This is a genomic window from Enterobacter cloacae complex sp. IR5458, assembly GCF_049238025.1.
In the GTDB taxonomy this organism is placed as follows: Bacteria; Pseudomonadota; Gammaproteobacteria; order Enterobacterales; family Enterobacteriaceae; genus Enterobacter; species Enterobacter kobei.
Genome location: NZ_JBMKIF010000012.1, coordinates 102328 through 125959 on the forward strand (window position 1 = coordinate 102328; position 23632 = coordinate 125959).

General features: G+C 54.8%; 23 protein-coding genes. 9 read left to right on the forward strand and 14 right to left on the reverse strand.

The annotated features are described in order from the left end of the window. Positions 1-21: 21 nt before the first annotated feature. Positions 22-666, reverse strand: coding sequence for a protein-serine/threonine phosphatase (gene pphA / locus ACOTYN_RS12210; RefSeq protein ID WP_014884297.1), 645 nt, complete (start codon positions 664-666; stop codon positions 22-24). Positions 667-833: 167 nt separating this feature from the next. Here pphA and ACOTYN_RS12215 point away from each other — a divergent pair, with 167 nt between their 5' ends. Continuing rightward, positions 834-1775, forward strand: coding sequence for a VirK/YbjX family protein (locus ACOTYN_RS12215; RefSeq protein ID WP_071922111.1), 942 nt, complete (start codon positions 834-836; stop codon positions 1773-1775). 405 nt (positions 1776-2180) lie between these two features. Here the strand turns inward: ACOTYN_RS12215 and ACOTYN_RS12220 are convergent, their stop codons facing one another. From ACOTYN_RS12220 to yobA, 3 genes are read right to left on the reverse strand one after another with little or no spacing between them, the layout of a single operon-like run. Further along, positions 2181-2519 carry a YebY family protein gene (locus tag ACOTYN_RS12220; protein WP_071922110.1) on the reverse strand — a complete coding sequence of 113 codons (339 nt, stop codon included), beginning with the start codon at positions 2517-2519 and terminating at the stop codon, positions 2181-2183. A 16-nt stretch (positions 2520-2535) separates the two neighbouring features. Further along, entirely contained in the window at positions 2536-3405 is an 870-nt protein-coding gene (copD, locus tag ACOTYN_RS12225; protein ID WP_023330712.1) for a copper homeostasis membrane protein CopD, read from the reverse strand. 1 nt (position 3406) lies between these two features. Continuing rightward, entirely contained in the window at positions 3407-3778 is a 372-nt protein-coding gene (gene yobA, locus ACOTYN_RS12230; RefSeq protein ID WP_032636204.1) for a CopC domain-containing protein YobA, read from the reverse strand. 137 nt (positions 3779-3915) lie between these two features. Here yobA and ACOTYN_RS12235 point away from each other — a divergent pair, with 137 nt between their 5' ends. The 3 genes from ACOTYN_RS12235 to exoX all read left to right on the forward strand — a co-directional run bounded on the left by ACOTYN_RS12235 (position 3916) and on the right by exoX (position 5594). Further along, a complete protein-coding gene (locus ACOTYN_RS12235) occupies positions 3916-4146 on the forward strand; it encodes a DNA polymerase III subunit theta (RefSeq protein WP_013096102.1) in 231 nt (76 codons plus the stop codon). Between the two features lie 110 nt (positions 4147-4256). After that, positions 4257-4907 (forward strand): carbon-nitrogen hydrolase family protein, encoded by a 651-nt coding sequence (locus tag ACOTYN_RS12240; RefSeq protein ID WP_014884302.1) that lies wholly within the window; start codon positions 4257-4259, stop codon positions 4905-4907. Positions 4908-4931: 24 nt separating this feature from the next. After that, positions 4932-5594 (forward strand): exodeoxyribonuclease X, encoded by a 663-nt coding sequence (gene exoX, locus ACOTYN_RS12245; RefSeq protein ID WP_014884303.1) that lies wholly within the window; start codon positions 4932-4934, stop codon positions 5592-5594. Here exoX and ptrB read toward each other — a convergent pair. Both ptrB and ACOTYN_RS12255 read right to left on the reverse strand, forming a co-directional pair. Further along, positions 5591-7651, reverse strand: coding sequence for an oligopeptidase B (gene ptrB / locus ACOTYN_RS12250; protein WP_032636201.1), 2061 nt, complete (start codon positions 7649-7651; stop codon positions 5591-5593). The genes exoX and ptrB overlap by 4 nt on opposite strands. Before the next feature lie 85 nt (positions 7652-7736). Further along, entirely contained in the window at positions 7737-8387 is a 651-nt protein-coding gene (locus ACOTYN_RS12255) for a tellurite resistance TerB family protein (RefSeq protein ID WP_023338434.1), read from the reverse strand. A 169-nt stretch (positions 8388-8556) separates the two neighbouring features. On the opposite strand from ACOTYN_RS12255, the gene purT reads away from it, so the two are divergent. Continuing rightward, positions 8557-9735, forward strand: coding sequence for a formate-dependent phosphoribosylglycinamide formyltransferase (purT, locus tag ACOTYN_RS12260; protein WP_063666336.1), 1179 nt, complete (start codon positions 8557-8559; stop codon positions 9733-9735). 43 nt (positions 9736-9778) lie between these two features. Here purT and kdgA read toward each other — a convergent pair whose 3' ends face one another. The 3 genes from kdgA to zwf all read right to left on the reverse strand — a co-directional run bounded on the left by kdgA (position 9779) and on the right by zwf (position 13981). Further along, complete coding sequence (gene kdgA / locus ACOTYN_RS12265) at positions 9779-10420, reverse strand: bifunctional 4-hydroxy-2-oxoglutarate aldolase/2-dehydro-3-deoxy-phosphogluconate aldolase (RefSeq protein ID WP_014884307.1); 642 nt, start codon at positions 10418-10420, stop codon at positions 9779-9781. Positions 10421-10459: 39 nt separating this feature from the next. Then, positions 10460-12271 carry a phosphogluconate dehydratase gene (gene edd, locus ACOTYN_RS12270; protein ID WP_063666335.1) on the reverse strand — a complete coding sequence of 604 codons (1812 nt, stop codon included), beginning with the start codon at positions 12269-12271 and terminating at the stop codon, positions 10460-10462. A 234-nt stretch (positions 12272-12505) separates the two neighbouring features. Beyond that, on the reverse strand, positions 12506-13981 hold the full coding sequence (gene zwf / locus ACOTYN_RS12275) for a glucose-6-phosphate dehydrogenase (RefSeq protein ID WP_332956923.1): 1476 nt from the start codon (positions 13979-13981) through the stop codon (positions 12506-12508). 358 nt (positions 13982-14339) lie between these two features. Here zwf and ACOTYN_RS12280 point away from each other — a divergent pair, with 358 nt between their 5' ends. Together ACOTYN_RS12280 and pyk are read left to right on the forward strand one after the other, a co-directional pair. Beyond that, positions 14340-15215 carry a MurR/RpiR family transcriptional regulator gene (locus ACOTYN_RS12280; RefSeq protein WP_032629265.1) on the forward strand — a complete coding sequence of 292 codons (876 nt, stop codon included), beginning with the start codon at positions 14340-14342 and terminating at the stop codon, positions 15213-15215. Positions 15216-15349: 134 nt separating this feature from the next. Continuing rightward, entirely contained in the window at positions 15350-16792 is a 1443-nt protein-coding gene (gene pyk, locus ACOTYN_RS12285; protein WP_008500455.1) for a pyruvate kinase, read from the forward strand. 45 nt (positions 16793-16837) lie between these two features. On the opposite strand, the gene lpxM is transcribed toward pyk, so the two are convergent. From lpxM to znuA, 3 genes are all read right to left on the reverse strand, one after another. Continuing rightward, positions 16838-17809 carry a lauroyl-Kdo(2)-lipid IV(A) myristoyltransferase gene (lpxM, locus tag ACOTYN_RS12290; protein ID WP_023330719.1) on the reverse strand — a complete coding sequence of 324 codons (972 nt, stop codon included), beginning with the start codon at positions 17807-17809 and terminating at the stop codon, positions 16838-16840. Between the two features lie 119 nt (positions 17810-17928). After that, the gene (mepM, locus tag ACOTYN_RS12295; RefSeq protein ID WP_014884312.1) at positions 17929-19248 is read right to left on the reverse strand and encodes a murein DD-endopeptidase MepM; all 1320 of its coding nucleotides are present in this window, start codon (positions 19246-19248) and stop codon (positions 17929-17931) included. 15 nt (positions 19249-19263) lie between these two features. Then, positions 19264-20208, reverse strand: coding sequence for a zinc ABC transporter substrate-binding protein ZnuA (gene znuA, locus ACOTYN_RS12300; protein WP_071922117.1), 945 nt, complete (start codon positions 20206-20208; stop codon positions 19264-19266). A 77-nt stretch (positions 20209-20285) separates the two neighbouring features. On the opposite strand from znuA, the gene znuC reads away from it, so the two are divergent. Both znuC and znuB read left to right on the forward strand, forming a co-directional pair. Further along, positions 20286-21041: a zinc ABC transporter ATP-binding protein ZnuC gene (gene znuC, locus ACOTYN_RS12305; protein ID WP_014884314.1), complete on the forward strand. Its 756-nt coding sequence runs from the start codon at positions 20286-20288 to the stop codon at positions 21039-21041. Next, the gene (gene znuB, locus ACOTYN_RS12310) at positions 21038-21826 is read left to right on the forward strand and encodes a zinc ABC transporter permease subunit ZnuB (protein ID WP_023330721.1); all 789 of its coding nucleotides are present in this window, start codon (positions 21038-21040) and stop codon (positions 21824-21826) included. Before znuC ends, znuB begins: the two co-directional genes overlap by 4 nt. 143 nt (positions 21827-21969) lie before the next feature. Here the strand turns inward: znuB and ACOTYN_RS12315 are convergent, their stop codons facing one another. Further along, a complete protein-coding gene (locus ACOTYN_RS12315) occupies positions 21970-22422 on the reverse strand; it encodes a hypothetical protein (RefSeq protein ID WP_023330722.1) in 453 nt (150 codons plus the stop codon). 195 nt (positions 22423-22617) lie between these two features. Then, positions 22618-23628 (reverse strand): Holliday junction branch migration DNA helicase RuvB, encoded by a 1011-nt coding sequence (ruvB, locus tag ACOTYN_RS12320; protein ID WP_014884317.1) that lies wholly within the window; start codon positions 23626-23628, stop codon positions 22618-22620. Positions 23629-23632 lie beyond the last annotated feature (4 nt).

Consider the following 23632-nt stretch of genomic DNA (forward strand, 5'->3'; position numbering starts at 1 on the left):
CGCCCGAAGGCGGGTTATTTATTACTGTAGCTGTGCCAGCGTGAAGTAACCGTCGAACACCGCTCCGGTATCAATATAGTGCAGGTTATCAAAATCATACCGCCTGTCGACGGGCGTATGCCCGAACCAGAAATGATCCGCACCGCTAATCCCCTGCCCTTTGCCCACCATAAAGCCCATCAACCTGTCGCGATCCCACAGCACGCGCTGGGCGCTCACCGGTTTTTGCCAGCGGTATTCCGCGGCGGGGTAATCTGCGTGCGCAATAACATTGAGGCCGTTTGCGCAGGTTATCTCGATAATATGCGGCAATTCGCGGCAGGCGTTTAGTAACGTTCGCGCCAGCGCCTGCTGCTCGCGATCAAGGCGCGTAAACCACACTCCACCATTCATCGCCCACAGCGCAGAATCATTATTGTCCAGACTATCCATTGCCATTTGCTCATGGTTACCCCGCACGGCTCTGAACCATTTCTCATTGATGAGCTGCAGTGTTTTTACGCTGTCAGGACCGCGATCGATCAAATCGCCAACGGAAATAAGCAAATCCTCATACGGATTAAAATGGCGGCGTTTCAGTTCGTCCATAAGCCACTGATAACAGCCATGTATATCGCTGACAACCCAGACGTGACGCCACATCCCACCCTCTATTCGCTGATACATAAGGCCTCCTTTAAACAGTATAGCCGCCGTATAAAAAGCAAAAGACGGGAGCGGTCCTGACAAAGTCAAACAAACGGTAAACCAACCAGAAATAAAGATCCTCACGCTATTAATCCCTTATTCCTGGCTCCTTAGAATAGAGGCAGAAAAAAACGAGGGATCTTCACGTGTCTAATACACACCTGCATAACGATGTGTTCTACCCACATCGCACAAATATAATTTCCGAGCTGGTGAACGGCGAACGTGTCCCGGGACCCATCTGGCGGAAACGCGATTATCGGCTGAAGTTCCTTTTACGTTCGCTTCTGTTCTGGTCTTCCACCCGTCGCATGCTGGAAGCCCTTTCAGGGCGTGACGATTTCGACAAACTGCTCTCCGCTCAAATTACATTGCCCAGCAAGACCCATCGGCAGTATCTGATGCGTGGCCTGACCGCGAACGATCGCGCCGACGCTATCGTTAACCATTATTACTGGATCGATAGCCTGAAAGAGCGCGCCCTCGCCCAGGCGCTGACCAGCCCGCAGGAACAAACCGTTGTTCAGTTCCATGCAAAAGAGGGGGTGATCTATACGGTTAATGCATCCTCTGCCGGGAAAGCCGAGCGCGAAGGTGAGAGCACGCTGTGGCTGCGCGATAACGAGGATACGCTGCTTGCCAGCCTGACCTTTAGCGTAGCCCGCAGCAACGGACAACGCGTAATAGTGATTGGCGGGCTTCAGGGCCCCCGCCGCTGCGTGTCGCGGGACGTCATTAAACAATCCACCCGCGCCTGTCACGGCCTGTTCCCAAAACGCGTGCTGATGGAAGTTCTTTTCCAGCTGGCCTTACAGTCATCTGTTAAGGCGATTTTTGCCGTCAGCGACGAGGGACACGTTTTCCGCGCATTGCGCTATCGCCTCAGCAAAGGCCGCCATTTCCACGCCAGCTATGACGAATTCTGGGATTCTCTGGGCGGTAAAAAGGTCTCCGGCTTCTGCTGGCAACTCCCGCTGCAGATGGAACGCAAATCTCTCGACGAGATCGCGAGCAAGAAGCGTGCGGAATACCGCCGTCGTTTTGAATTGCTTGATGAAATTGAGGCGTCGGTAAAATCCCGCTTTTAAGCACGGCGCTGACTTTCCTTAATTGCTCACAAAAATTTAACAAAACAGGCAAAAAGGGCTGGACTTCCGCCTGCGGTGTTGTGATATGTTTTACGAAGTCGCACAGGATGCATCCGCTGCATAAAGATGATAAAAGGCGTAACGTATTGTCTTTCATACAGATAAAAAGAGACCGAATACGATTCCTGTATTCGGTCCAGGGAAATGGCTCTTGGGAGAGAGCCGTGCGCTAAAAGTTGGCATTAATGCAGGCTAAGTCGCCTTGCCTTTTAAGAATAGATGACGACGCCAGGTTTTCCAGTCCACAGTTAAAGCGGCCAGAAAAAAAGCGTTAAATCATCATCAAAAACAAAAAACCGCAGTGCTTTCGCGAGCATCTGCGGTTTTTTATTAGAAACCTGAACGCTAGCAGAGCTTGTCAGCGCGTTCGATAAACGGTGCCAGGCTCATCTTCTGCCCCGGGTGAGCCGGGTCATCAATCTGGATCACGCTGATGGGCTGGCCGCTGCTCTTGCCGCTGGCCACCTGCTGCTCTGCAACCTCATTCAACGGGTATTGCACCAGCGTACTCGGGTTGATCGCGTATAACGCATGGCCCGGACGACAGGTCAGCATCACCTCTTCGCGATTAAACGCCCACTTGTCTTTACCCACTTCAAAACGGCTGACGGTGATCACCTGCGGCGCGGCCAGAGCGCTCCCCGTGCAGGCCAGCAATAAGAGCGAAAGTACTGTTTTTTTCATATGTTAGTTAACCTTGTCAGAAGGGTTCCCAGGTGGCGAACAGGCTGACCGCTGCCAGAACCAGCGCTCCCAGCACCACTTCTGCCTGTGTCATCCTGATAAAAAGCTGTTGTGCCCACCCGGAATCCGGACGAAACCGTGGCACCAGAAAATACCGATTTGCCAGCGCAATTGCCACCATCAACGCCACCAGCGCACATTTGAACAATAAAAGCTGCACGTAGCCAGCCTGCCAGGGAATATGGACGCCCAGAATCAAGAGCGAATTGATCGTCCCTGTGAGCAGCACGCCCGCGACGGCATAGTGGCCTACGCGCGAGAAACGCATCATGGTGTAGATGGCCGCGTTCTGCCAGCGCCCTTTTGCCAGATGCATGCAGAACAGCAGCGGCAGTAATCCGCCGAGCCAGGTTGCGGCACATAACAGATGAACGGCATGATTGAGACGCTGCACAGCCCCCAACGGACCTTCGTTCATCGTCGCGTGGCCTACCCCTGCCAGCAGGACAAACTGCCCCATTGCGAGCAGTAGCAGCCGGGAGCCTTTCAGCGGCGCAAGCCACGCGGCAGCAACCGTAATGGAAGCCAGGATAATTTGCCACAGCCAGACGCTGCCAAACTGCGTCCCCAGTACGCCGTGCCAGACTTGCGGGTTAAACACATCTCCCCAGCCATCGCCCATTAATCCGCCCTGAAGCATGAACATCAGAAGCGCAGCGGCCAGGCTGATTAAAGATGCCACCCGCTGCTGTAGCGCGAAACGCAGAGCCATCAGACGGTGGAGAGAGGAAGGCGCCAACCAGACGCTGTATAGCGCATTACCAAAAACGAGCATCAGCGCCGCGAAATGGATAAAGCGCAACCCAACATAGACCAGTGCCAGCATGCTATTTCACGCTAAAGTGATAGCTGCCTTTGGTTTTGTGGCCGTCGACGGAAACCACATGCCAGTCCACCCGGTAGGTTCCGGTCGCCAGCGTTTGCGCCAGCGGAACGATCAGTTGAGCCTTGTTCTTTTCGTCTCGCGTTACGGCTCCCGTTTTGACGACCTGCTTGTGCGCATCCGTCACCACCACACCGCTAAATCCCGGTTCGATACCTTCCGAAAAATTCAGCGTCAGTGACTGCGGAGCGCTCACCACGCTGTCTGCTGCCGGGCTCTGCTGTTTAAGATGCGCATGCGCCAGCACAGTAGGTGAGATAACGACTGATGCCAGAAAAACCAGCGCGCATACCGTGCGTGAAGTGGATAATCCCATCGCGATCATTCCTTTTTGTTATGTCTGTATGCTAAAGAATAACGCTGTATAATAGACGAGTCGAGGATCATCCCACCTCCGCTTGTCATCGTCGCGCAATCGCGGTAACGTTGCCGCCGCATAAACAGGAGAAGGAAATGAAAATCAATCTGGCCGCCCTTCCTCAGGACGAGATGGATAAAGTGAATGTCGATCTCGCAGCCGCTGGCGTTGCGTTCAAAGAGCGTTACAACATGCCCATCGTGGCTGAAGTTGTGGAACGGGAACAACCCGCCCATTTGCGCGACTGGTTCCGGGAAAGATTAATTGCTCACCGTCTCGCTTCGGTCAACCTCTCTCGTCTGCCGTACGAGCCTAAAGTTAAATAAGCTTAACGAGTCGTTACACTTCCTTACGCGAAATCTGGCAGGATAAGAAAACCCTGATTAAATTAGGTGTATTCTTAAATCCCTGCGACTCAGTGTATAAGGAAGTCACGATGTCACAATGGAATATAGCGGCAGCCCAGTATGGCGGGCAGTATCACAGTGTTGATGAACACGTTACCCACCACCTACGCTTCATTGCCGAAGCGGCACAGCAGCAGTGCGATCTGCTGGTCTTCCCGGAACTCTCCTTAACCGGCTCAGGCACAACGACGTTACCTCCCCCACCGTGCGACGCACAGCTGGAACCCTTGCTTGATGCGGCACATTTTTACCAGATTAGCGTTATTGCCGGGCTTCCCCTTGAGCGGAATGGCCAGCGTCAGAAAGGTCTCGTGCTCTTTACGCCCTCTCGGCCGAGCATCGTGCGCTATCCGCAAGGCGGCGGTGCGAGCCTGGTTCCGGGGGATAAACAGCTCACCATCATTGATGCGCAGGGCGATTCCCCCAATCTCGATCCGCAAGCAACGCTGTTCACCAGCAGCCAGTCGGTAAGGGACAACCGCTGGCGGCAGTCCATCAGCACCCTGCAACGCTTTGCACACAAATATGCCATTGCGGTATTAATGGCGAACGCCAGCACCGGCAGCGCATTATGGGATGAAAAAGGCCAGTTGATCGTGCGGGCGGATAAAGGCGAGCTGCTGTTAACCGGCACGCTTAACCGACAGGGTTGGCAAGGCGATATCATTCCTTTAGGCTAAGCGTTTTAAGCTCAGGAGATTTTCATGCTGCGCGTCATTGATACCGAAACTTGCGATCTTCAGGGCGGAATTGTGGAGGTGGCCTCGGTCGACGTCGTTGACGGAAAAATAGTCAACCCGATGAGCCATCTGGTGCGGCCCGATCGCCCTATTAGCCCGCAGGCCATGGCTATCCATCGCATCACTGAATCAATGGTGGCGGATAAACCCTGGATAGAAGACATTATCCCGCACTACTATGGCAGCCCGTGGTATGTCGCCCACAACGCCAGCTTCGACCGTCGGGTTCTCCCCGACATGCCCGGGGAGTGGATTTGCACCATGAAGCTGGCGCGTCGCCTGTGGCCGGGGATCAAATACAGCAATATGGCGCTGTATAAATCCCGCAAGCTCAGCGTCAGAACGCCTGAAGGGCTTCACCATCACCGCGCGCTGTATGACTGCTATATCACCGCTGCGCTGCTGATCGATATTATGAATACTTCCGGCTGGACACCGGATGATATGGCGACGATTACCGGCCGTCCTGCACTGCTGACGACGTTCACCTTCGGAAAATACCGCGGGAGAGCAGTATCGGATATTGCGGATAAAGATCCGGGCTATCTGCGCTGGCTGTATAACAACCTCGACAAGATGAGCCCGGAGCTACGCTTAACCCTGAAGCATTATCTGGGTGAAGCTTAACGTTCAGCCTGGCCTGGAAGCGTATCCTGCGCCAGGCCGATCAAAAAGGCGTATTCCAGCGCCACCCCTTCATAAGATTTAAACCGCCCCGACTTCCCTCCGTGCCCGGAGTCCATATCGGTACAGAGCAGCAGCAGGTTGTCGTCGGTTTTCAGTTCCCGCAGCTTCGCCACCCATTTCGCCGGTTCCCAGTACTGCACCTGTGAATCGTGCAAACCGGTGGTCACCAGCATGTGCGGGTAGGCTTTCGCTTCCACGTTATCGTACGGGCTGTACGCTTTCATATAGCGATAATAGGTTTCATCCTGTGGATTCCCCCACTCTTCAAACTCCCCGGTCGTCAGCGGAATAGATTCGTCGAGCATGGTGGTGACCACATCAACAAACGGTACCTGCGCAACGATGCCCTTAAAACGCTCGGGACGCTGATTGATCACAGCGCCCATCAGCATGCCGCCCGCGCTGCCGCCCATGCCAAAGCAGAGCTGCGGATCGCCATAGCCTTGTTCAATTAAGGCGTCGCAAACGTCGAGATAATCATTGAACGTGTTTTGCTTTTTCAGGAACTTCCCGTCTTCATACCAGTGCTGGCCCAGCTCACCGCCGCCGCGAATATGAGCGATGGCAAAAACAAAGCCGCGATCGAGCAGACTTAATCTGCTGCTGCTGAAGTCGGCATCCATGCTGGAACCATAGGAGCCGTAGCCGTAAACCAGGATAGGGTTTTTACCTTTCTGAAAATGCGCCTTGTGATACACGAGCGAAACCGGCACCTCGACACCATCGCGCGCGGTAACCCACAGGTGTTCGCTACGATAATTGTCGGATTCAAATCCCTTCACTTCTGTTTGCTTCAACACCTGGCGCTGGCCGGTATCCATATCCAGTTCGAACAGCGTATCCGGCGTGGTCATCGACGAGTAGCCATAGCGCAGCCGGGACGATTCAGGCTCAGGATTAAAACCAATCCAGGTGACGTAGGCCGGGTCGTCAAACGCGATCCCTATCACCTCGCGCGTTTTGCGGTTGATTTGCCGGATACTGGTCAACCCCCGCTGACGCTCTTCCACCACCAGCCAGTCGGTAAACAGCGTGAACCCTTCGAGCATCACCTGCTCCCGCGCGGGAATAAGCACCTCCCACTTGCGCTCGTCGCGCACCTTGGTCTTATACAGGCCAAAGTTTTTCCCCTCGCGGTTTGAGCGCAGATAAAAGCTGTGCTGGAAGTGATCCAGACTGTACTCATGGTCTTTTCGGCGTGGCAGAAAGCAGAGCGGCTGGGCATCAGGCAGCTCGGCATCCAGCAGTAGCACCTCTGAGGTGGTTGCGCTGGCAAGAAAGATAATCACATAGTGGCGCGAGGACGTTTTATGCAGGCTGACATAAAACGTTTCGTCTTTCTCCTCATACACCAGTTCGTCATCGGCAGAGTCCGTGCCTACACTGTGGCGCCACACCTGATAAGGCAGCAGCGTGGCGGCGTGCTTTTTAACGTAGTAGACCGTCTCGGAATCGTTCGCCCAGACAAAATCCGGGGAGACGTTTTCCAGCATTTCCGGATACCAGTTACCGGTTTCCAGATTGCGGAATCGCAGGCCATACTGACGACGGGAGAGATAATCCTCCGCCAGCGCCATAATGGTGTTATCCGGGGAGATGGACATACCGCCCAGCGTATAAAACTCGCTGTGGGCGGCACGCTGGTTGGCATCCAGCAGAATATCCCATTCATCCCACTCGGCGCTTAATACCGACTGTCGCTGATAGATGGGATATTCACTGCCGGGCTCGTAGATATGCCGATAACGATAGCCGTTTTTGGTCCAGGGCGCGGAGATATCGCGCTGAGGAATGCGCTGCACCATTTCGTTCAGCAGCTGGTCCTGAAGCGCCTGCTGGCTGGACATGACCTTGCGACCGTAATCGTTTTCTTCATGCAGGTAGTCGAGTACCTCTGGGCGGGAACGTGAATCGTCCCGTAGCCAGTAATAGTTATCTATACGCGTATCGCCATGGGTGGTGATCGCATACGGAGTACGTCGGGCTTTCGGTGGCATGACATCATTCTTTTAAGTTTTACACCCTATAAGGTTGGCAAAACCCGCGCATGATGCAAGCGAAACATGGCTACATCAGCGATAGCTAGCCCTGTAGCGTCTGTTTTTGCTCCCGGATATCCTGCTCGATCCCCTCGCGAACATCCTGAGGAATTTTCAACGCATCGCCCAGGGCGTTGAGATAGCTGCGTTCCATAAAGTGGTCAATATCAATGGCGGCACAGCTCAGGAAATAGAGTTCCAGCGCCTCTTCCTCATTCTGTACGCTTTGCGCCAGACGCTGCGGATCGAGCGGCTGCTCAATGGCCTGCGCCACCAGCGTTCTGCCCTGCTCCTCCACGCCGGCTTCTCGCATCTGCTGCTCGATAGCCGCTCGTTCTTTATCATCAATATGCCCGTCGCTTTTTGCGGCAAACACCAGCGCAAGAATGAGCCGCTCCGTACGCAGATCCAGCGGCGAAGTCTCCTCCCCAAAGTGGGGTTCATCCTGGTGCGCCGCGCGTACCCTGTCCTTGTACTTGTTCCACAGCACGGTACCGGCGATAGCGCCGCCACCGGCCAGCAACGCGCCGGTACCGTACTTTGCCAGCAGCTTACGTGAGGATTTATTGGCGACCAGCAGCCCTGCCAGCCCTCCGAGCGCCCCCGGTACCAGCAGTTTGCTGAGCCCCTGGTCGCCGGAACCTGATGTTTTCTGCCCTAACATGGATTGCAGTTGATTTAACCAGCCTGACATGGTTTCCCTCACTTAACGGTTAACATTTCCACAGCGTAAGCGAGCAGGCGTCAGGAAATGTCCGTCGAGGCTAAAGAAGCGCAAATTTCTCGTCGGCCCTTTTGCCCTGCGCAAGACAGACGCAAACGTTTTCGTTTATACTGCGCGCATCTTTTTCAGGGGGAATGTTATGACTCGTTTAGGAACCGCGCTGCGACCTGCGGCGACGCGTGTGATGCTGTTAGGATCGGGCGAGCTGGGGAAAGAAGTCGCCATTGAGTGCCAGCGTTTAGGGGTAGAAGTGATTGCCGTAGACCGCTACGCCGACGCGCCCGCCATGCATGTTGCCCATCGTTCTTATGTGATTAACATGCTGGACGGAGAAACTCTGCGGACACTCATCACGCAGGAGAAACCGGATTTTGTGGTGCCGGAGATTGAAGCTATCGCGACCGATACGCTGATCGCGCTTGAGCAGGAAGGTCAGCGCGTGGTGCCTTGCGCCAACGCAGCGAAACTGACCATGAACCGCGAAGGCATTCGCCGCCTGGCGGCAGAGGAGCTGGGGCTGCCCACTTCAAGCTACCGTTTTGCGGGCGATAAAACCGCATTCCTGCAGGCCGTCAATGAGATGGGTTACCCGTGCATCATTAAGCCGGTGATGAGCTCCTCCGGAAAAGGGCAGAGTTTTATCCGCGACAGCAGCACGCTGGACAAAGCCTGGGATTATGCGCAACAGGGTGGCCGTGCCGGAGCTGGCCGCGTGATCGTCGAGGGGGTGGTGAAGTTTGATTTCGAAATCACCCTGCTTACCGTCAGCGCCGTGGATGGCGTCCATTTCTGCGACCCGATCGGTCACCGCCAGGAGGATGGCGATTACCGCGAATCCTGGCAGCCACAGCAGATGAGCGCCCTGGCGCTGGAACGTGCCCAGGATATCGCCCGTAAAACCGTTCTGGCGTTAGGTGGTTACGGTCTGTTCGGCGTGGAGCTGTTTGTCTGCGGCGACGAGGTGATTTTCAGCGAAGTCTCCCCTCGCCCGCATGACACCGGGATGGTGACGTTGATATCGCAGGATCTCTCCGAGTTCGCCCTGCATGTTCGCGCCTTCCTTGGCCTGCCGGTTGGCGGTATTCGTCAGTACGGCCCGGCGGCCTCGTCGGTGATCCTGCCGCAGCTGACCAGTCAGAACGTGACGTTTGATAACGTCGAGGGCGCAACGGGCGCCGGGTTACAGGTACGTTTGTTCGGTAAGCCGGAGATCGACGGCACCCGTCGTCTGGGCGTGGCGTTAGCAACCGGGAATAACGTCGACGAGGCCATCGCACGCGCAAAAGCGGCGGCAGCGAACGTTAAGGTAGCAGGATAAAAAAAACGGGCCGAAAGGCCCGTTTTTCATACGATAAAAAAACTTATTGCTTCGCGCCTTCAACCGCTTCGCGAGCCAGTTTCGTGATGCGATCCCAGTCGCCCGCTTCCAGCGCATCCGCTGGCACCAGCCATGAACCCCCGATGCACAGCACGCTTTTCAGCGCCAGGTAGTCACGGTAGTTCGCCGGAGAGATACCGCCCGTCGGGCAGAAACGCACCTGAGAGAATGGACCTGCAATCGCCTGCAGCGCTTTGGTGCCACCGTTGGCTTCTGCCGGGAAGAATTTGAACTCTTTCAGGCCGTAGTCCATGCCCAGCATCAGTTCAGACACGGTGCTGATACCCGGGATCAAAGGAATAGTGCCTTCGGTCGCTGCTTTCAGCAGCGGCTCGGTCAGGCCAGGGCTGATAGCGAACTGAGCTCCGGCCTCCGTGACTTCTGCCAGCTGTTGTGCGTTGAGAACAGTGCCCGCACCGATGATGGCGTCCGGCACTTCTTTGGCGATAGCGCGAATCGCATCCATCGCGCAGGCGGTACGCAGGGTCACTTCCAGAACACGAACGCCACCCGCAACCAGCGCTTTCGCCATTGGCACAGCGTGCTCCAGCTTGTTTACCACGATAACCGGCACGACAGGGCCAGTGGTCAGGATTGCTTCTGCACTTGTTTTCCAGTTTTTCATCAGAGTTTTCTCTCGCCAGATCGTTAAAATCAAGTCGTCTTAAAACGTAATACAGGTTGCGCCCTGCTCCGCACCGGAGAGTTTCTCACGCAGCGCGCTGAACATTTCGCGTCCGGTTCCCACGCGCGATGCGCTCAGGTCAGGAATATGTGGCTGACGTGCTGCCAGCTCTGCTTCATCCACCAGCAGGGTTAACTCACCTGTCTGACCGTTCACGCGGATCATGTCACCGTCGCGCACTTTCGCCAGCAAACCGCCGTCATAAGCTTCCGGCGTGACGTGGATGGCTGAAGGCACTTTGCCGGATGCACCGGAGAGGCGGCCATCGGTCACTAATGCAATTTTGAAACAGCGGTCCAATAATACACCAAGTGGTGGCATAAGTTTATGTAATTCTGGCATGCCGTTCGCTTTTGGCCCCTGATGACGCACTACCACCACACAGTCTTTATCAAGCAGACCCGCGTCAAAAGCGGGTAATACGTCGTGCTGGCTTTCAAACACCACAGCCGGCGCTTCAATAACCTGGTTCTCTTCCGGTACAGCAGACGTTTTCATCACCGCACGACCGAGGTTGCCGCTCAGCACTTTGGTGCCACCATGAGGAGAGAACGGTTTGTCGATGGTGGCAATCACCTGCGCATCGAGAGAGGCGGTCGCCCCGTCGCGCCAGTCCAGCTCGCCATTGTTCAGCCACGGCTCCTGGGTATAGCGCTGCAGGCCAAAGCCTGCCACGGTGTTGACGTCTTCATGCAGCAAACCGCCTTTCAGCAGCTCGCGCATCAGCAGCGGTACGCCACCCGCAGCCTGGAAGTGGTTGATGTCCGCCGGACCGTTCGGGTAAAGACGTGCCATCAGCGGCACCACGGAAGAGATCTCAGAGAAATCATCCCAGTTGATCAGAATGCCCGCCGCGCGCGCCATGGCAACCAGGTGCATGGTGTGGTTGGTCGAACCGCCGGTGGCCAGCAGAGCCACGATGCCGTTGACGATCACTTTTTCGTCGACCATTTTGCCCATCGGCATCCATTCATTGCCGTTTCCGGTCAGACGCGTCACCTGACGTGCTGCGGCCTCAGTCAAGACCTGACGCAGTGGTGCATCCGGCTGGATAAAGGACGAGCCCGGCAGTTGCATGCCCATAAATTCCACCACCATCTGGTTGGTGTTGGCCGTGCCGTAGAATGTACAGGTACCCGGCGCATGGTAGGACGCGGCTTCCGCCTCCAGCAGCGCCTGACGGTCTGCTTTTCCTTCCGCATACAGCTGGCGAATACGCACTTTTTCTTTGTTCGGCAGGCCGCTTGCCATCGGGCCAGACGGCACAAAGATCGCGGGCAGATGGCCAAACGACAGCGCCGCCATCACCAGTCCCGGAACGATCTTGTCGCACACGCCCAGGTACAGTGCGCCATCAAACATGTTGTGTGACAGGCCTACTGCAGCAGACATCGCAATCACTTCGCGGCTGAGCAGCGACAGCTCCATACCATCCTGCCCCTGGGTCACACCGTCGCACATTGCCGGCACGCCACCCGCGACCTGACCTACCGCATTCACGCTGTGCAGCGCGTTACGAATGATATTGGGATAGACCTCATACGGTTGGTGGGCGGAGAGCATGTCGTTATAGGAGGTAATAATGGCGATATTGTTACGCAACATGCTTTTCAGGGAGGCTTTATCATCGGGCTGGCAGGCCGCGAAGCCGTGCGCCAGGTTACCACAGGCCAGCTGGGAGCGATGGACGGTATTGCTCTTTGCCTGTTCAATCCGGGCGAGGTAGGCCGAACGGGTCTCCTTCGAGCGCTCAATAATGCGTTGTGTTACGCGTAACAATGTCGGATTCATAAAAGCTCCTCTAATTTATCTGTCCGGGCTCAGGAGTTTACAACGTCGCTGGCAGTTGTTAACACCGCTGAAACGCTTGCCGTCCGGAGCTCTGGGTCAAAATCACTTCCGGCAGTGTAATAAAAAAAGCGCCGCGGGGAAATCCACGCGGCGCTTAAAAGAATAAAAATTGTGCCACTAGCTGTGTTAGATCATGTTACCGGTAAAATAACACTTTCGGGCTAGTGGATTATCCTACTCAAACTCGTTCCAGGAGCGGCCATCACGGGTGATCATGGCCACCGATGCAACCGGCCCCCAGGTGCCCGCCTGATACGGTTTTGGCGCATCCTGATCGGCTGCCCAGGCTTCGGTAATGGAATCGACCCATTTCCACGCCTCTTCCACTTCATCGCGACGCACGAACAGCGCCTGGATACCACGCATGGTTTCCAGCAGCAGACGCTCATAAGCATCCGCGAGGTGCGTCTGGTTAAAGGTTTCGGAGTAGCTCAGATCCAGTTTGGTGGTCTGCAGGTTATGCTTGTGATCCAGGCCCGGCACTTTGTTGAGGATCTGGATATCAACCCCTTCGTCCGGCTGCAAACGAATGGTCAGTTTGTTCTGCGGCAGCTCCTGCCAGGACTCTTTGAACAGGTTCAGTTCCGGGTTTTTGAAGTAGACGACGACTTCGGAACATTTGGTTGGCAGACGTTTACCGGTACGCAGGTAGAACGGCACGCCCGCCCAGCGCCAGTCATCGATATCCACGCGGATCGCCACAAAAGTCTCGGTGTTGCTGGATTTGTTCGCGCCCTCTTCTTCCAGGTAGCCCGGCACTTTTTTGCCTTGCGCAAACCCGGCGGTGTACTGGCCGCGAACGGTCTTCTCGCGCACGTTGGAGCGGTCGATGCGGCGCAGCGACTTGAGCACTTTGACTTTGGCGTCGCGAATGCTGTCTGCCGTCAGGTCAGACGGCGGTGACATGGCGATCATGCACAGAATTTGCAGGAGGTGGTTCTGGATCATGTCGCGCATCTGGCCTGCCTGGTCAAAGTAACCCCAGCGGCCTTCGATACCTACCTCTTCCGCCACGGTGATTTCCACGTGGTCGATAGTGCGGTTGTCCCAGTTATTCACAAACAGGGAGTTAGCAAAACGCAGCGCCAGCAGGTTCAGTACCGTCTCTTTACCGAGATAGTGGTCGATACGGTAAACCTGGCACTCTTCGAAGAACTCGCCCACCTGGTCGTTGATTTCACGCGAGGTTGCCAGAGAGGTACCCAGCGGCTTCTCCATCACCACGCGCGCCGGTTTGGCGTTCAGTTTGGCTTCGCCGAGACCTTTGCAGATGGCGCCGAAAGTGCTTGGCGGCATAGCGAAATAGTTAATGGTGACACGGTTTTTCTGATCCAGCAAGGCGCCCAGGCGGTTAAACGCGCTGACGTCATTGACGTCCAGGTTGCAGAAATCAAGACGACCGCTCAGGGTATCCCACAAACTTTCATCAATTTTTTCCTTCATGAAAGTTTCGAGCGCCTCGCGGACGACTTTGGTATAAGCGTCCTTATCCCAGTCGGCGCGCCCTACCCCCAGGATACGGGTATCCGGATGAATTTGGCCCGCTTTCTCCAGTTGATACAGGGAAGGCAGCAATTTTCGGCGTGCAAGATCGCCTTTCGCGCCGAAAATGACCAGGTCACATGCCTGGGCTGTTTGCGTTACCGCCATGTCATTCTCCTCAGTTGGATCACCTGGTACTTCTGCCAGGTATCGTTGTAATTTTATTACAATGCACTGTACTGCTTTTACGTCATTCCCGAAACCATTAGCACTTATCGTCTCGTGCGATACGGCAATTTTTCGCCTTGCAGCCGATTAAGGGGGCATTATGACGCAACAAGCGTCGATAATTTGCGCAACAGGGTCATAGCAAAACCCGACATCGATCAAGTAATGAAAAAAAACAACAACATTATCTTGTCGACTGTTACCCTTTATGGAAGCCACAGGGGTAATATCGGCTAATCGAATGAAGATTTCATCCATTTATGAAATCGTTTCCACCCCCACGAGCGCCCTGTTAACAATGAATATGCTTGAAAAAATCCAGTATCAACTGGAACACCTTAGCAAATCCGAGCGAAAAGTGGCTGAAGTCATTCTTGCCTCTCCCGCTCAGGCGATTCATTCAAGCATCGCCGCGCTGGCTCAGGAAGCAGGCGTCAGCGAACCGACCGTTAACCGCTTCTGCCGTAGCCTGGAAACGCGCGGCTTTCCTGATTTTAAACTGCATCTGGCACAAAGTCTGGCAAACGGCACCCCTTATGTTAATCGTAATGTGGATGAAGACGACAGCGTAGATGCCTACACGGCGAAAATTTTTGAGTCAGCTATGGCCACGCTTGACCACGTTCGTCAGTCTCTGGATATGAGTTCGGTGAACCGTGCGGTGGATTTACTTACCCAGGCCAAGCGGATCGCGTTCTTCGGACTTGGGTCGTCGGCCGCCGTGGCGCACGATGCCATGAATAAATTCTTCCGCTTCAACGTGCCGGTGATTTATTCCGATGACATTGTGCTGCAACGCATGAGCTGTATGAATTGCAGTGAAGATGACGTCGTGGTACTCATTTCGCATACTGGCCGCACCAAAAGTCAGGTGGAACTGGCGCAGCTGGCCCGTGAAAACGATGCCATGGTGATCGCCCTTACCACCGCCGGTACGCCGCTGGCACGAGAGGCGACGCTCGCCATTACGCTGGACGTCCCGGAGGATACCGATATGTATATGCCTATGGTTTCCCGTCTGGCACAGCTCACGGTTATAGACGTGCTGGCGACCGGTTTTACCTTGCGCCGGGGCGCAAAATTCAGAGATAACTTGAAGCGAGTCAAGGAAGCGCTGAAGGAATCGCGTTTTGATAAAGAATTGCTCATAAAGAGCGATGTTTCCTTAAAGTAGATAACGAAGACGTAACCAATAATTACGATGTAATGATTTACGGCATTCGGTCCTCTCTTTGCTGCCTTGCGGCAGATGAAGGCCGATTCAATGTTCACGCAACACCAAAGTTGTTTCAGTCAACGGAGTATTACATGTCCAGAAGGCTTCGCAGAACCAAGATCGTTACCACCTTAGGCCCGGCCACCGACCGCGATAATAACCTTGAAAAGATTATCGCCGCGGGTGCCAACGTGGTGCGCATGAACTTCTCTCACGGTACGCCAGAAGACCATAAATTACGTGCCGACAAAGTGCGTGAGATCGCCGCTAAACTGGGCCGCCATGTCGCTATCCTCGGCGATCTGCAGGGTCCTAAAATTCGTGTCTCCACCTTCAAAGAAGGTAAAGTTTTCCTCAATATCGGCGATAAATTCCTGCTGGATGCCAACCTGGGCAAAGGCGAAGGCGATAAAGAAAAAGTCGGGATTGACTATAAAGGCCTGCCAGCTGACGTGGTGCCTGGCGATATCCTGCTGCTCGACGACGGACGCGTACAGCTGAAGGTGCTCGAAGTTCAGGGGATGAAAGTGTTCACCGAAGTTACCGTCGGCGGCCCGCTCTCCAACAATAAAGGTATCAACAAACTGGGCGGCGGCCTCTCTGCGGAAGCGCTGACCGATAAAGACAAAGCGGACATCGTTACTGCGGCTCTGATCGGCGTTGACTACCTGGCAGTCTCCTTCCCACGCTGTGGCGAAGATCTGAACTATGCACGCCGTCTGGCCCGTGATGCAGGCTGTGATGCCAAAATCGTTGCCAAGGTTGAACGCGCGGAAGCCGTTTGCGATCAGGACGCCATGGACGATGTGATCCTGGCTTCTGACGTGGTGATGGTGGCCCGCGGCGATTTGGGTGTGGAAATCGGCGATCCTGAGCTGGTTGGTATCCAGAAAGCGCTGATTCGTCGCGCACGTCAGCTGAACCGCGCGGTGATCACCGCGACCCAGATGATGGAATCCATGATCACCAACCCAATGCCAACCCGTGCGGAAGTGATGGACGTCGCTAACGCCGTGCTGGATGGTACCGATGCGGTAATGCTGTCTGCGGAAACCGCTGCGGGCCAATATCCTGCTGAAACCGTGGCCGCGATGGCGCGTGTCTGCCTGGGCGCAGAGAAGATCCCAAGCATCAACGTCTCTAAACACCGTCTGGACGTGCAGTTCGACAACGTGGAAGAAGCGATTGCGATGTCTGCCATGTACGCGGCAAACCATCTGAAAGGGGTAACCGCGATCATTACCATGACCGAATCAGGCCGTACCGCGCTGATGACTTCCCGTATCAGCTCCGGTCTGCCGATCTTCGCCATGTCCCGTCATGAACGCACGCTGAACCTGACGGCGCTGTACCGCGGTGTGACGCCAGTGCACTTCGACAGCACCAATGACGGCGTGGCAGCCGCGCACGATGCCGTCAATCTGCTGCGCGACAAAGGTTACCTGGTGTCCGGTGATATCGTTATCGTGACGCAGGGTGATGTGATGAGCACCATCGGCTCAACCAACACCACCCGCGTTATGACCGTCGAGTAACAACATCTGTGTTAAAAAGCCCTCTCCATCTGGAGAGGGCTTTTTTTATTTCCTCGGATAAAGCTCTTTGCGTTTATAAGGTTCCGTTTCACCCGGCTTTCGCGTTTTAAGCAGCTTCAATATCCACGTGTACTGTTCGGTATGCGGCCCCACCAGAATTTCCACCTCTTCGTTCATGCGACGCGCAATGGTGCGATCGTCTGCGGTCAGCAAGTCATCCATAGGCGGGCGGACTTCAATGCTCAGACGGTGCGTTTTACCATCATAAACCGGGAAGAGTGGGATCACGCGGGCGCGACACACCTTCATCAGGCGGCCAATCGCCGGAAGTGTGGCTTTGTAGGTCGCAAAGAAGTCGACAAACTCACTGTGCTCCGGTCCGTGATCCTGATCCGGCAGATAGTAGCCCCAGTATCCCTGACGTACGGACTGAATAAACGGCTTGATACCATCGTTACGCGCATGCAAACGACCGCCAAAACGACGACGTACGGTATTCCAGACAAAGTCGTAGATTTTGTTGCCCTGGTTATGGAACATGGCCGCCATCTTCTGACCCTGAGAAGCCATCAGCATCGCCGGAATGTCGACACCCCAACCGTGAGGAACGAGGAAAATCACCTTCTCGTCATTGCGACGCATTTCGTCAATGATTTCCAGCCCTTTCCAGTCAACACGGTCAACGATTTTTTCCGGCCCTTTCAGCGCCAGCTCTGCCATCATTGCCATTGCCTGCGGGGCGGTGGTATACATCGCATCGATGATAGCCTCGCGCTCGGCATCGCTTTTTTCGGGAAAACAGTAATAGAGGTTGATCTGCGCACGGCGACGCGCGCTTTTGCCTAAACGCCCGGCCAGACGGCCAATTTTCCCCAGCAGGGGATCGCGCAGCGCAGCAGGCAGCATAGCGATGCCTGCAAAGGTGTAGACCCCGAGCCAGGCGCCCCAGTTGCGCGGATGGCGAAAGGATTTTTCAAACTCAGGAATGTATTCAATATTGTTTTTTTTTGTTTCCATGCTGGTTCCAGGGTCTGGTGACGCAAAATTTTATTGATAGTGTAGCGAGGCAGTCGTCCACGCACAAAAGAAAAAGCCGGCGCATACTGACACCGGCTTTTTTCACAAAAACAGAAGGCTTAGTTTAAGCTCAGCTGCGGTATCACCTCTTTCACCTGCGCCAGGTAATCAGAACGATCTTTACCCGTCAGGCCTTCGGTGCGTGGCAGTTTCGCCGTCAGCGGGTTTACGGCCTGTTGGTTAATCCACACTTCATAGTGCAGGTGCGGGCCGGTCGAGCGTCCGGTGTTGCCGGAGAGCGCGATACGGTCGCCACGTTTCACTTTCTGTCCAGGTTTAACCAGCAGTTTACGCAGGTGCATATAGCGGGTGGTGTAGGTACGACCGTGACGCACCGCGACATAGTAGCCTGCGGCACCGCTACGTTTAGCCACGACCACTTCACCATCACCCACAGCCAGCACCGGCGTGCCCTGCGGCATGGCAAAGTCAACGCCACGGTGTGGTGCGACGCGCCCGGTAACCGGGTTCAGACGACGCGGGTTAAAGTTAGAGGAAACGCGGAACTGTTTAGCCGTCGGGAAGCGCATAAAGCCTTTCGCCAGTCCCGTACCGCTGCGGTCGTAGAACTTACCGTCTTCGGCACGGATGGCGTAGTAATCTTTGCCATCAGAGCGCAGACGTACGCCCACCAGTTGGCTCTGCTCACGCTTGCCGTCGAGCATTTCGCGAGACATCAGAACGGAAAACTCATCGCCCTTCTTCAGCTTGCGGAAATCCATCTGCCACTGCATGGCTTTGATCACCGCACTGATTTCAGAGCTGGTCAGACCGGCATCACGGGCACTGGAAACGAAGCTTCCGCCTACTGTGCCTTTCATCACGCTGTTCACCCAGTCGCCCTTCTGCATTTCACTGGTCATTTTGAAACCGTTTGCAGTGCGATCGTAGGTGCGGGTTTCACGGCGGGACATCTCCCAGGTTAACCGCTGGAGATCGCCATCCGCCGTTAAGGTCCAGGAGAGCTGTTGCCCTATTTTCAGGTTACGCAGGTCTTTATCTGCAGCAGCGAGCTGACTGATATTCCCCATGTCGATACCGTACTGGTTGAGCACGCTGCTCAGCGTGTCACCGGTAGAGACAACATACTCGTGGATCCCGGCCTCGTTCTCGATTTTATCGTCCAGCTCATCCTGGGGAATCGCTTCATCTTCCTGAGCAGCCTGGTCGATAGGCTCACTGGCTTCAGGCAGTAAAGAACGGATCTCGCTCTTTTCAAGCTCGATGGTTTTGATGATAGGGGCAGAACTCGGGTGGTAAACATAGGGCCGCCAGACGGCGACCGCTAAGGTGAGTACTGTAAGCGACCCCAGCATAACGCGGTGGGGTCGAGGCAGATTGTTAAATGCCAGGGCGACAGAGCGGGCTATCTGTTGCACGTATTCACTTCCTCGTTAATCTCCTTTCAGGCAGCTCGCATACTGGTCCGCCAGTTGGCTGAGGAACTGCGAATAGCTCGCTTTGCTCAACTGGATATTCGTTCCTAGCGGGTCAAGGGTCCCCATGCGCACGGATGTCCCCCTGGCCACGGCTTCTACGACCGCTGGCCTGAACTGTGGCTCAGCAAAAACGCATGTCGCTTTTTGCTCAACCAACTGTGTTCTGATTTCATGTAAACGCTGCGCACCAGGTTGAATTTCAGGGTTGACGGTGAAGTGCCCAAGCGGGGTCAAACCATAGTGTTTTTCATAGTAGCCATAGGCGTCATGAAAAACGAAATACCCTTTTCCTTTCAACGGTGCGAGCTCATTACCTACCTGCTTATCGGTTGCGGCTAATTGTGCCTCAAAATCCTTCAGGTTGGCGTCTAGTTTGGCTCGACTTTGCGGCATAAGTTCCACTAATTTGTCGTGGATTGCAACCGCTGAAAGCCGCGCTATCTCTGGGGAAAGCCAGAGATGCATGTTGTACTCACCATGATGGTGATCTCCATCACCTTTTTCACCCTCTGCCACGTGATGGTCATGTTCATCACCGTCGTCATCCGTGCCTTTCATGAGCAACGGTTTCACGCCGGAAAGCCCGGCAATCGCAACCTGTTTATCGCCTGGAATCTGTTTGGCCGACTTCTGCATAAACGCTTCCATCTCTGGTCCAATCCAGACGACTAAGTCCGCGTTTTGTAAGCGTTTTACATCTGAAGGGCGAAGAGAATAGTCATGCTCAGAGGCCCCGTCAGGCAGCAAAACCTGGGTTTCCGTCACCCCATCGGCAATGGCCGACGCGATGAATCCAAGCGGTTTAAGCGAAGCGATAACCGCCGCGTTAACATCTTGTGCGGTTGTACCCCAAAGGGCAGCGGATAATGCTGCGAAAAGAAGCGTATTTTTATGTAACATAATGCGACTAATCATCGTAGTGAATGCGTGGAATGTGATATTATAACATTCGTTGACTTCTTCAAGCTTAAATTGACATGACGACACTGGTTTCTCTCGATAATATTTCGGTCTCTTTCGGCCAGCGCCGCGTCCTCTCTGACGTGTCGCTGGATCTGAAGCCCGGCAAAATTCTGACGCTGCTTGGTCCTAATGGCGCAGGTAAATCCACGCTGGTACGGGTTGTACTGGGTCTGGTGACGCCCGATGAAGGTGTTATCACCCGCGAGGAAAAATTGCGTATCGGCTATGTGCCTCAGAAATTACATCTGGACGCCACGCTGCCTTTAACGGTGAGTCGCTTTCTGCGCCTGCGCCCCGGCACGCGGAAAGCCGATATTCTCCCGGCGCTGAAACGCGTACAGGCGGGCCACCTTATTGACGCGCCGCTGCAAAAACTTTCCGGGGGTGAGACGCAGCGCGTTTTGCTGGCGCGCGCGCTGTTGAGCAGCCCGCAACTGCTGGTGCTTGATGAGCCTACCCAGGGGGTGGACGTTAATGGTCAGGTCGCGCTTTATGATTTGATCGATCAGCTTCGCCGTGAACTGAATTGCGCCGTGCTGATGGTCTCCCACGATCTCCATCTTGTCATGGCGAAAACGGACGAAGTGCTGTGCCTTAACCATCATATTTGCTGTTCCGGCACGCCTGAAGTGGTCTCGATGCACCCGGAGTTTATCTCCATGTTTGGCCCTCGTGGCGCTGAACAGCTGGGTATTTACCGTCATCATCATAATCACCGCCATGATTTACAGGGACGAATTGTCCTGCGCCGGGGAAATGGACACTCATGATTGAACTGTTACTGCCCGGCTGGCTGGCCGGGATTATGCTTGCCTGCGCCGCGGGTCCACTCGGCTCGTTTGTGGTCTGGCGCAGAATGTCCTATTTCGGTGATACCCTCGCGCACGCCTCTTTGCTGGGCGTGGCTTTTGGTTTACTGCTGGATGTGAATCCCTTCTACGCGGTGATTGTCGTCACCCTGCTGCTGGCAGCCGGGCTGGTCTGGCTGGAGAAACGTCCGCACCTCGCCATTGATACGCTGCTTGGCATTATGGCCCATAGCGCGCTCTCGCTGGGTCTGGTGGTGGTGAGTCTGATGTCGAATATCCGCGTCGACCTGATGGCCTATCTGTTTGGCGATCTGCTTGCCGTGACGCCGGAAGATTTAATTTCCATCGCCTTCGGTGTGGTGGTGGTACTCGGTATTCTGCTCTGGCAGTGGCGTAACCTGCTGGCGATGACCGTCAGCCCGGACCTGGCCTTCGTCGACGGCGTGAAGCTGCAGCGGGTTAAGCTACTGCTGATGCTGGTGACGGCATTAACCATCGGCGTGGCGATGAAGTTCGTCGGGGCGCTGATTATTACCTCGCTGCTGATCATCCCTGCCGCCACGGCGCGCCGTTTTGCCCGCACGCCGGAGCAGATGGCCGGTGTGGCCGTGATTATCGGAATGATTGCGGTAACGGGTGGGTTAACCTTCTCGGCGTTCTATGACACGCCTGCTGGGCCGTCAGTAGTGCTGAGTGCGGCGGTGCTGTTTATTTTCAGCATGATGAAAAAACAACCTAATGCCTGAATGAACGATTAGCGCTTCCACAGAGGGTGGCGCTTCGCTTCATGTGCTGTGATCAACGCATGGCGGGACTTAAACCGCTGGAGTGCGCCCATGTTGGGTGCACACGTAAATAAGCCCCGATGAAATTATCGGGGCTTATTTTATTACCTGGTACACGTTGCTAAATGCAATTTGGCACCTGGGACGTTTATGCCGCCTTCCATATCAAGACACTTGACAATACCATCGGTATCAACTTTTTTCAGCTGTCCGTTAATATAGTCCCAATGACTCGCAATAGGTTCATATTCGCGTATATAAACTTTGCCGCTTGCTGGTGCGAAGGCATATTCTGGATATGTTTCCAGCATCAGCATCCCATTAATAGCGAAATTGACCTCACGAATATTCTGCAATTCTGGATTAGAACCACATGGCTCCATCACCGCCTGCTGGTAAGCAATGCCAGTCATACATAATTTTCGTCCGTTACTGGTATTTTCAAGTTTATTATCCACCATTTTCCATGTTTGGGTTCCGGAAATAGCGGCATTCGCGGCGCCAGACAAAGCCGCCATAGTCAGAGCGGCAATAGTCAGAGCCGTCATTGTTTTCATTTTGTTATTCCTGATGTGATGATGAAATTTATTCATAGCATGGATATCGCTATAAATTCATCATAGAGGGAATAAGCGAATTATCTAAAATGATAGGTAGGATAAATTTATCCAAAATAATATGGATGATAATTCAGATGAGGTAACTAATCGGTCAGCGTCGCAGGCGAAATTTAACATCCCGCCTGCTCATCATTACGGCATTGACGGTGGCGTAATGCCGAAATGATTCCACGCCCGCACCGTCGCCATACGACCACGCGGCGTACGCTGTAAGAATCCCTGCTGGATCAGATACGGCTCCAGAACATCCTCGATAGTTTCACGCTCTTCACCGATCGCCGCCGCCAGGTTATCCAGCCCGACCGGTCCGCCAAAGAATTTATCCAGCACCGCCAGCAGCAGTTTGCGGTCCATATAGTCAAAGCCTTCGGCATCGACGTTAAGCATATCCAGCGCCTGGGCGGCAATCTCTGCCGAAATGGTGCCATCGTGCTTCACTTCGGCAAAGTCGCGCACGCGACGCAGCAGGCGGTTGGCAATACGCGGCGTACCGCGCGAACGCTTCGCCACTTCAAAAGCGCCCTCTTCGCTCATCTCCAGCCCCATATAGCGCGCGCTACGACCGACAATATGCTGCAGGTCCGGCACCTGATAAAACTCCAGACGCTGCACGATACCGAAGCGGTCGCGCAATGGAGAGGTCAACGATCCGGCACGGGTCGTTGCGCCAATCAGGGTAAACGGCGGCAGATCGATCTTGATGGAGCGCGCAGCCGGGCCTTCACCAATCATGATATCCAGCTGGTAATCTTCCATTGCCGGATAGAGCACTTCCTCTACCACCGGAGACAGACGGTGGATTTCATCGATAAACAGTACGTCATGCGGTTCAAGGTTGGTCAGCATTGCCGCCAGATCGCCGGCTTTCTCCAGCACCGGGCCGGAGGTCGTGCGCAGGTTGACGCCCATTTCATTGGCAACGATATTCGCCAGCGTGGTTTTCCCCAACCCTGGCGGGCCAAAAATCAGCAGGTGATCGAGCGCATCGCCGCGCAGCTTAGCCGCCTGGATGAAAATCTCCATCTGGGAACGTACCTGCGGCTGGCCGATATACTCATCAAGCAGTTTCGGGCGGATCGCACGATCCACCACGTCTTCTGCCTGAAGGGTGCCTGCCGATACCAGGCGGTCTGCTTCAATCATCCTT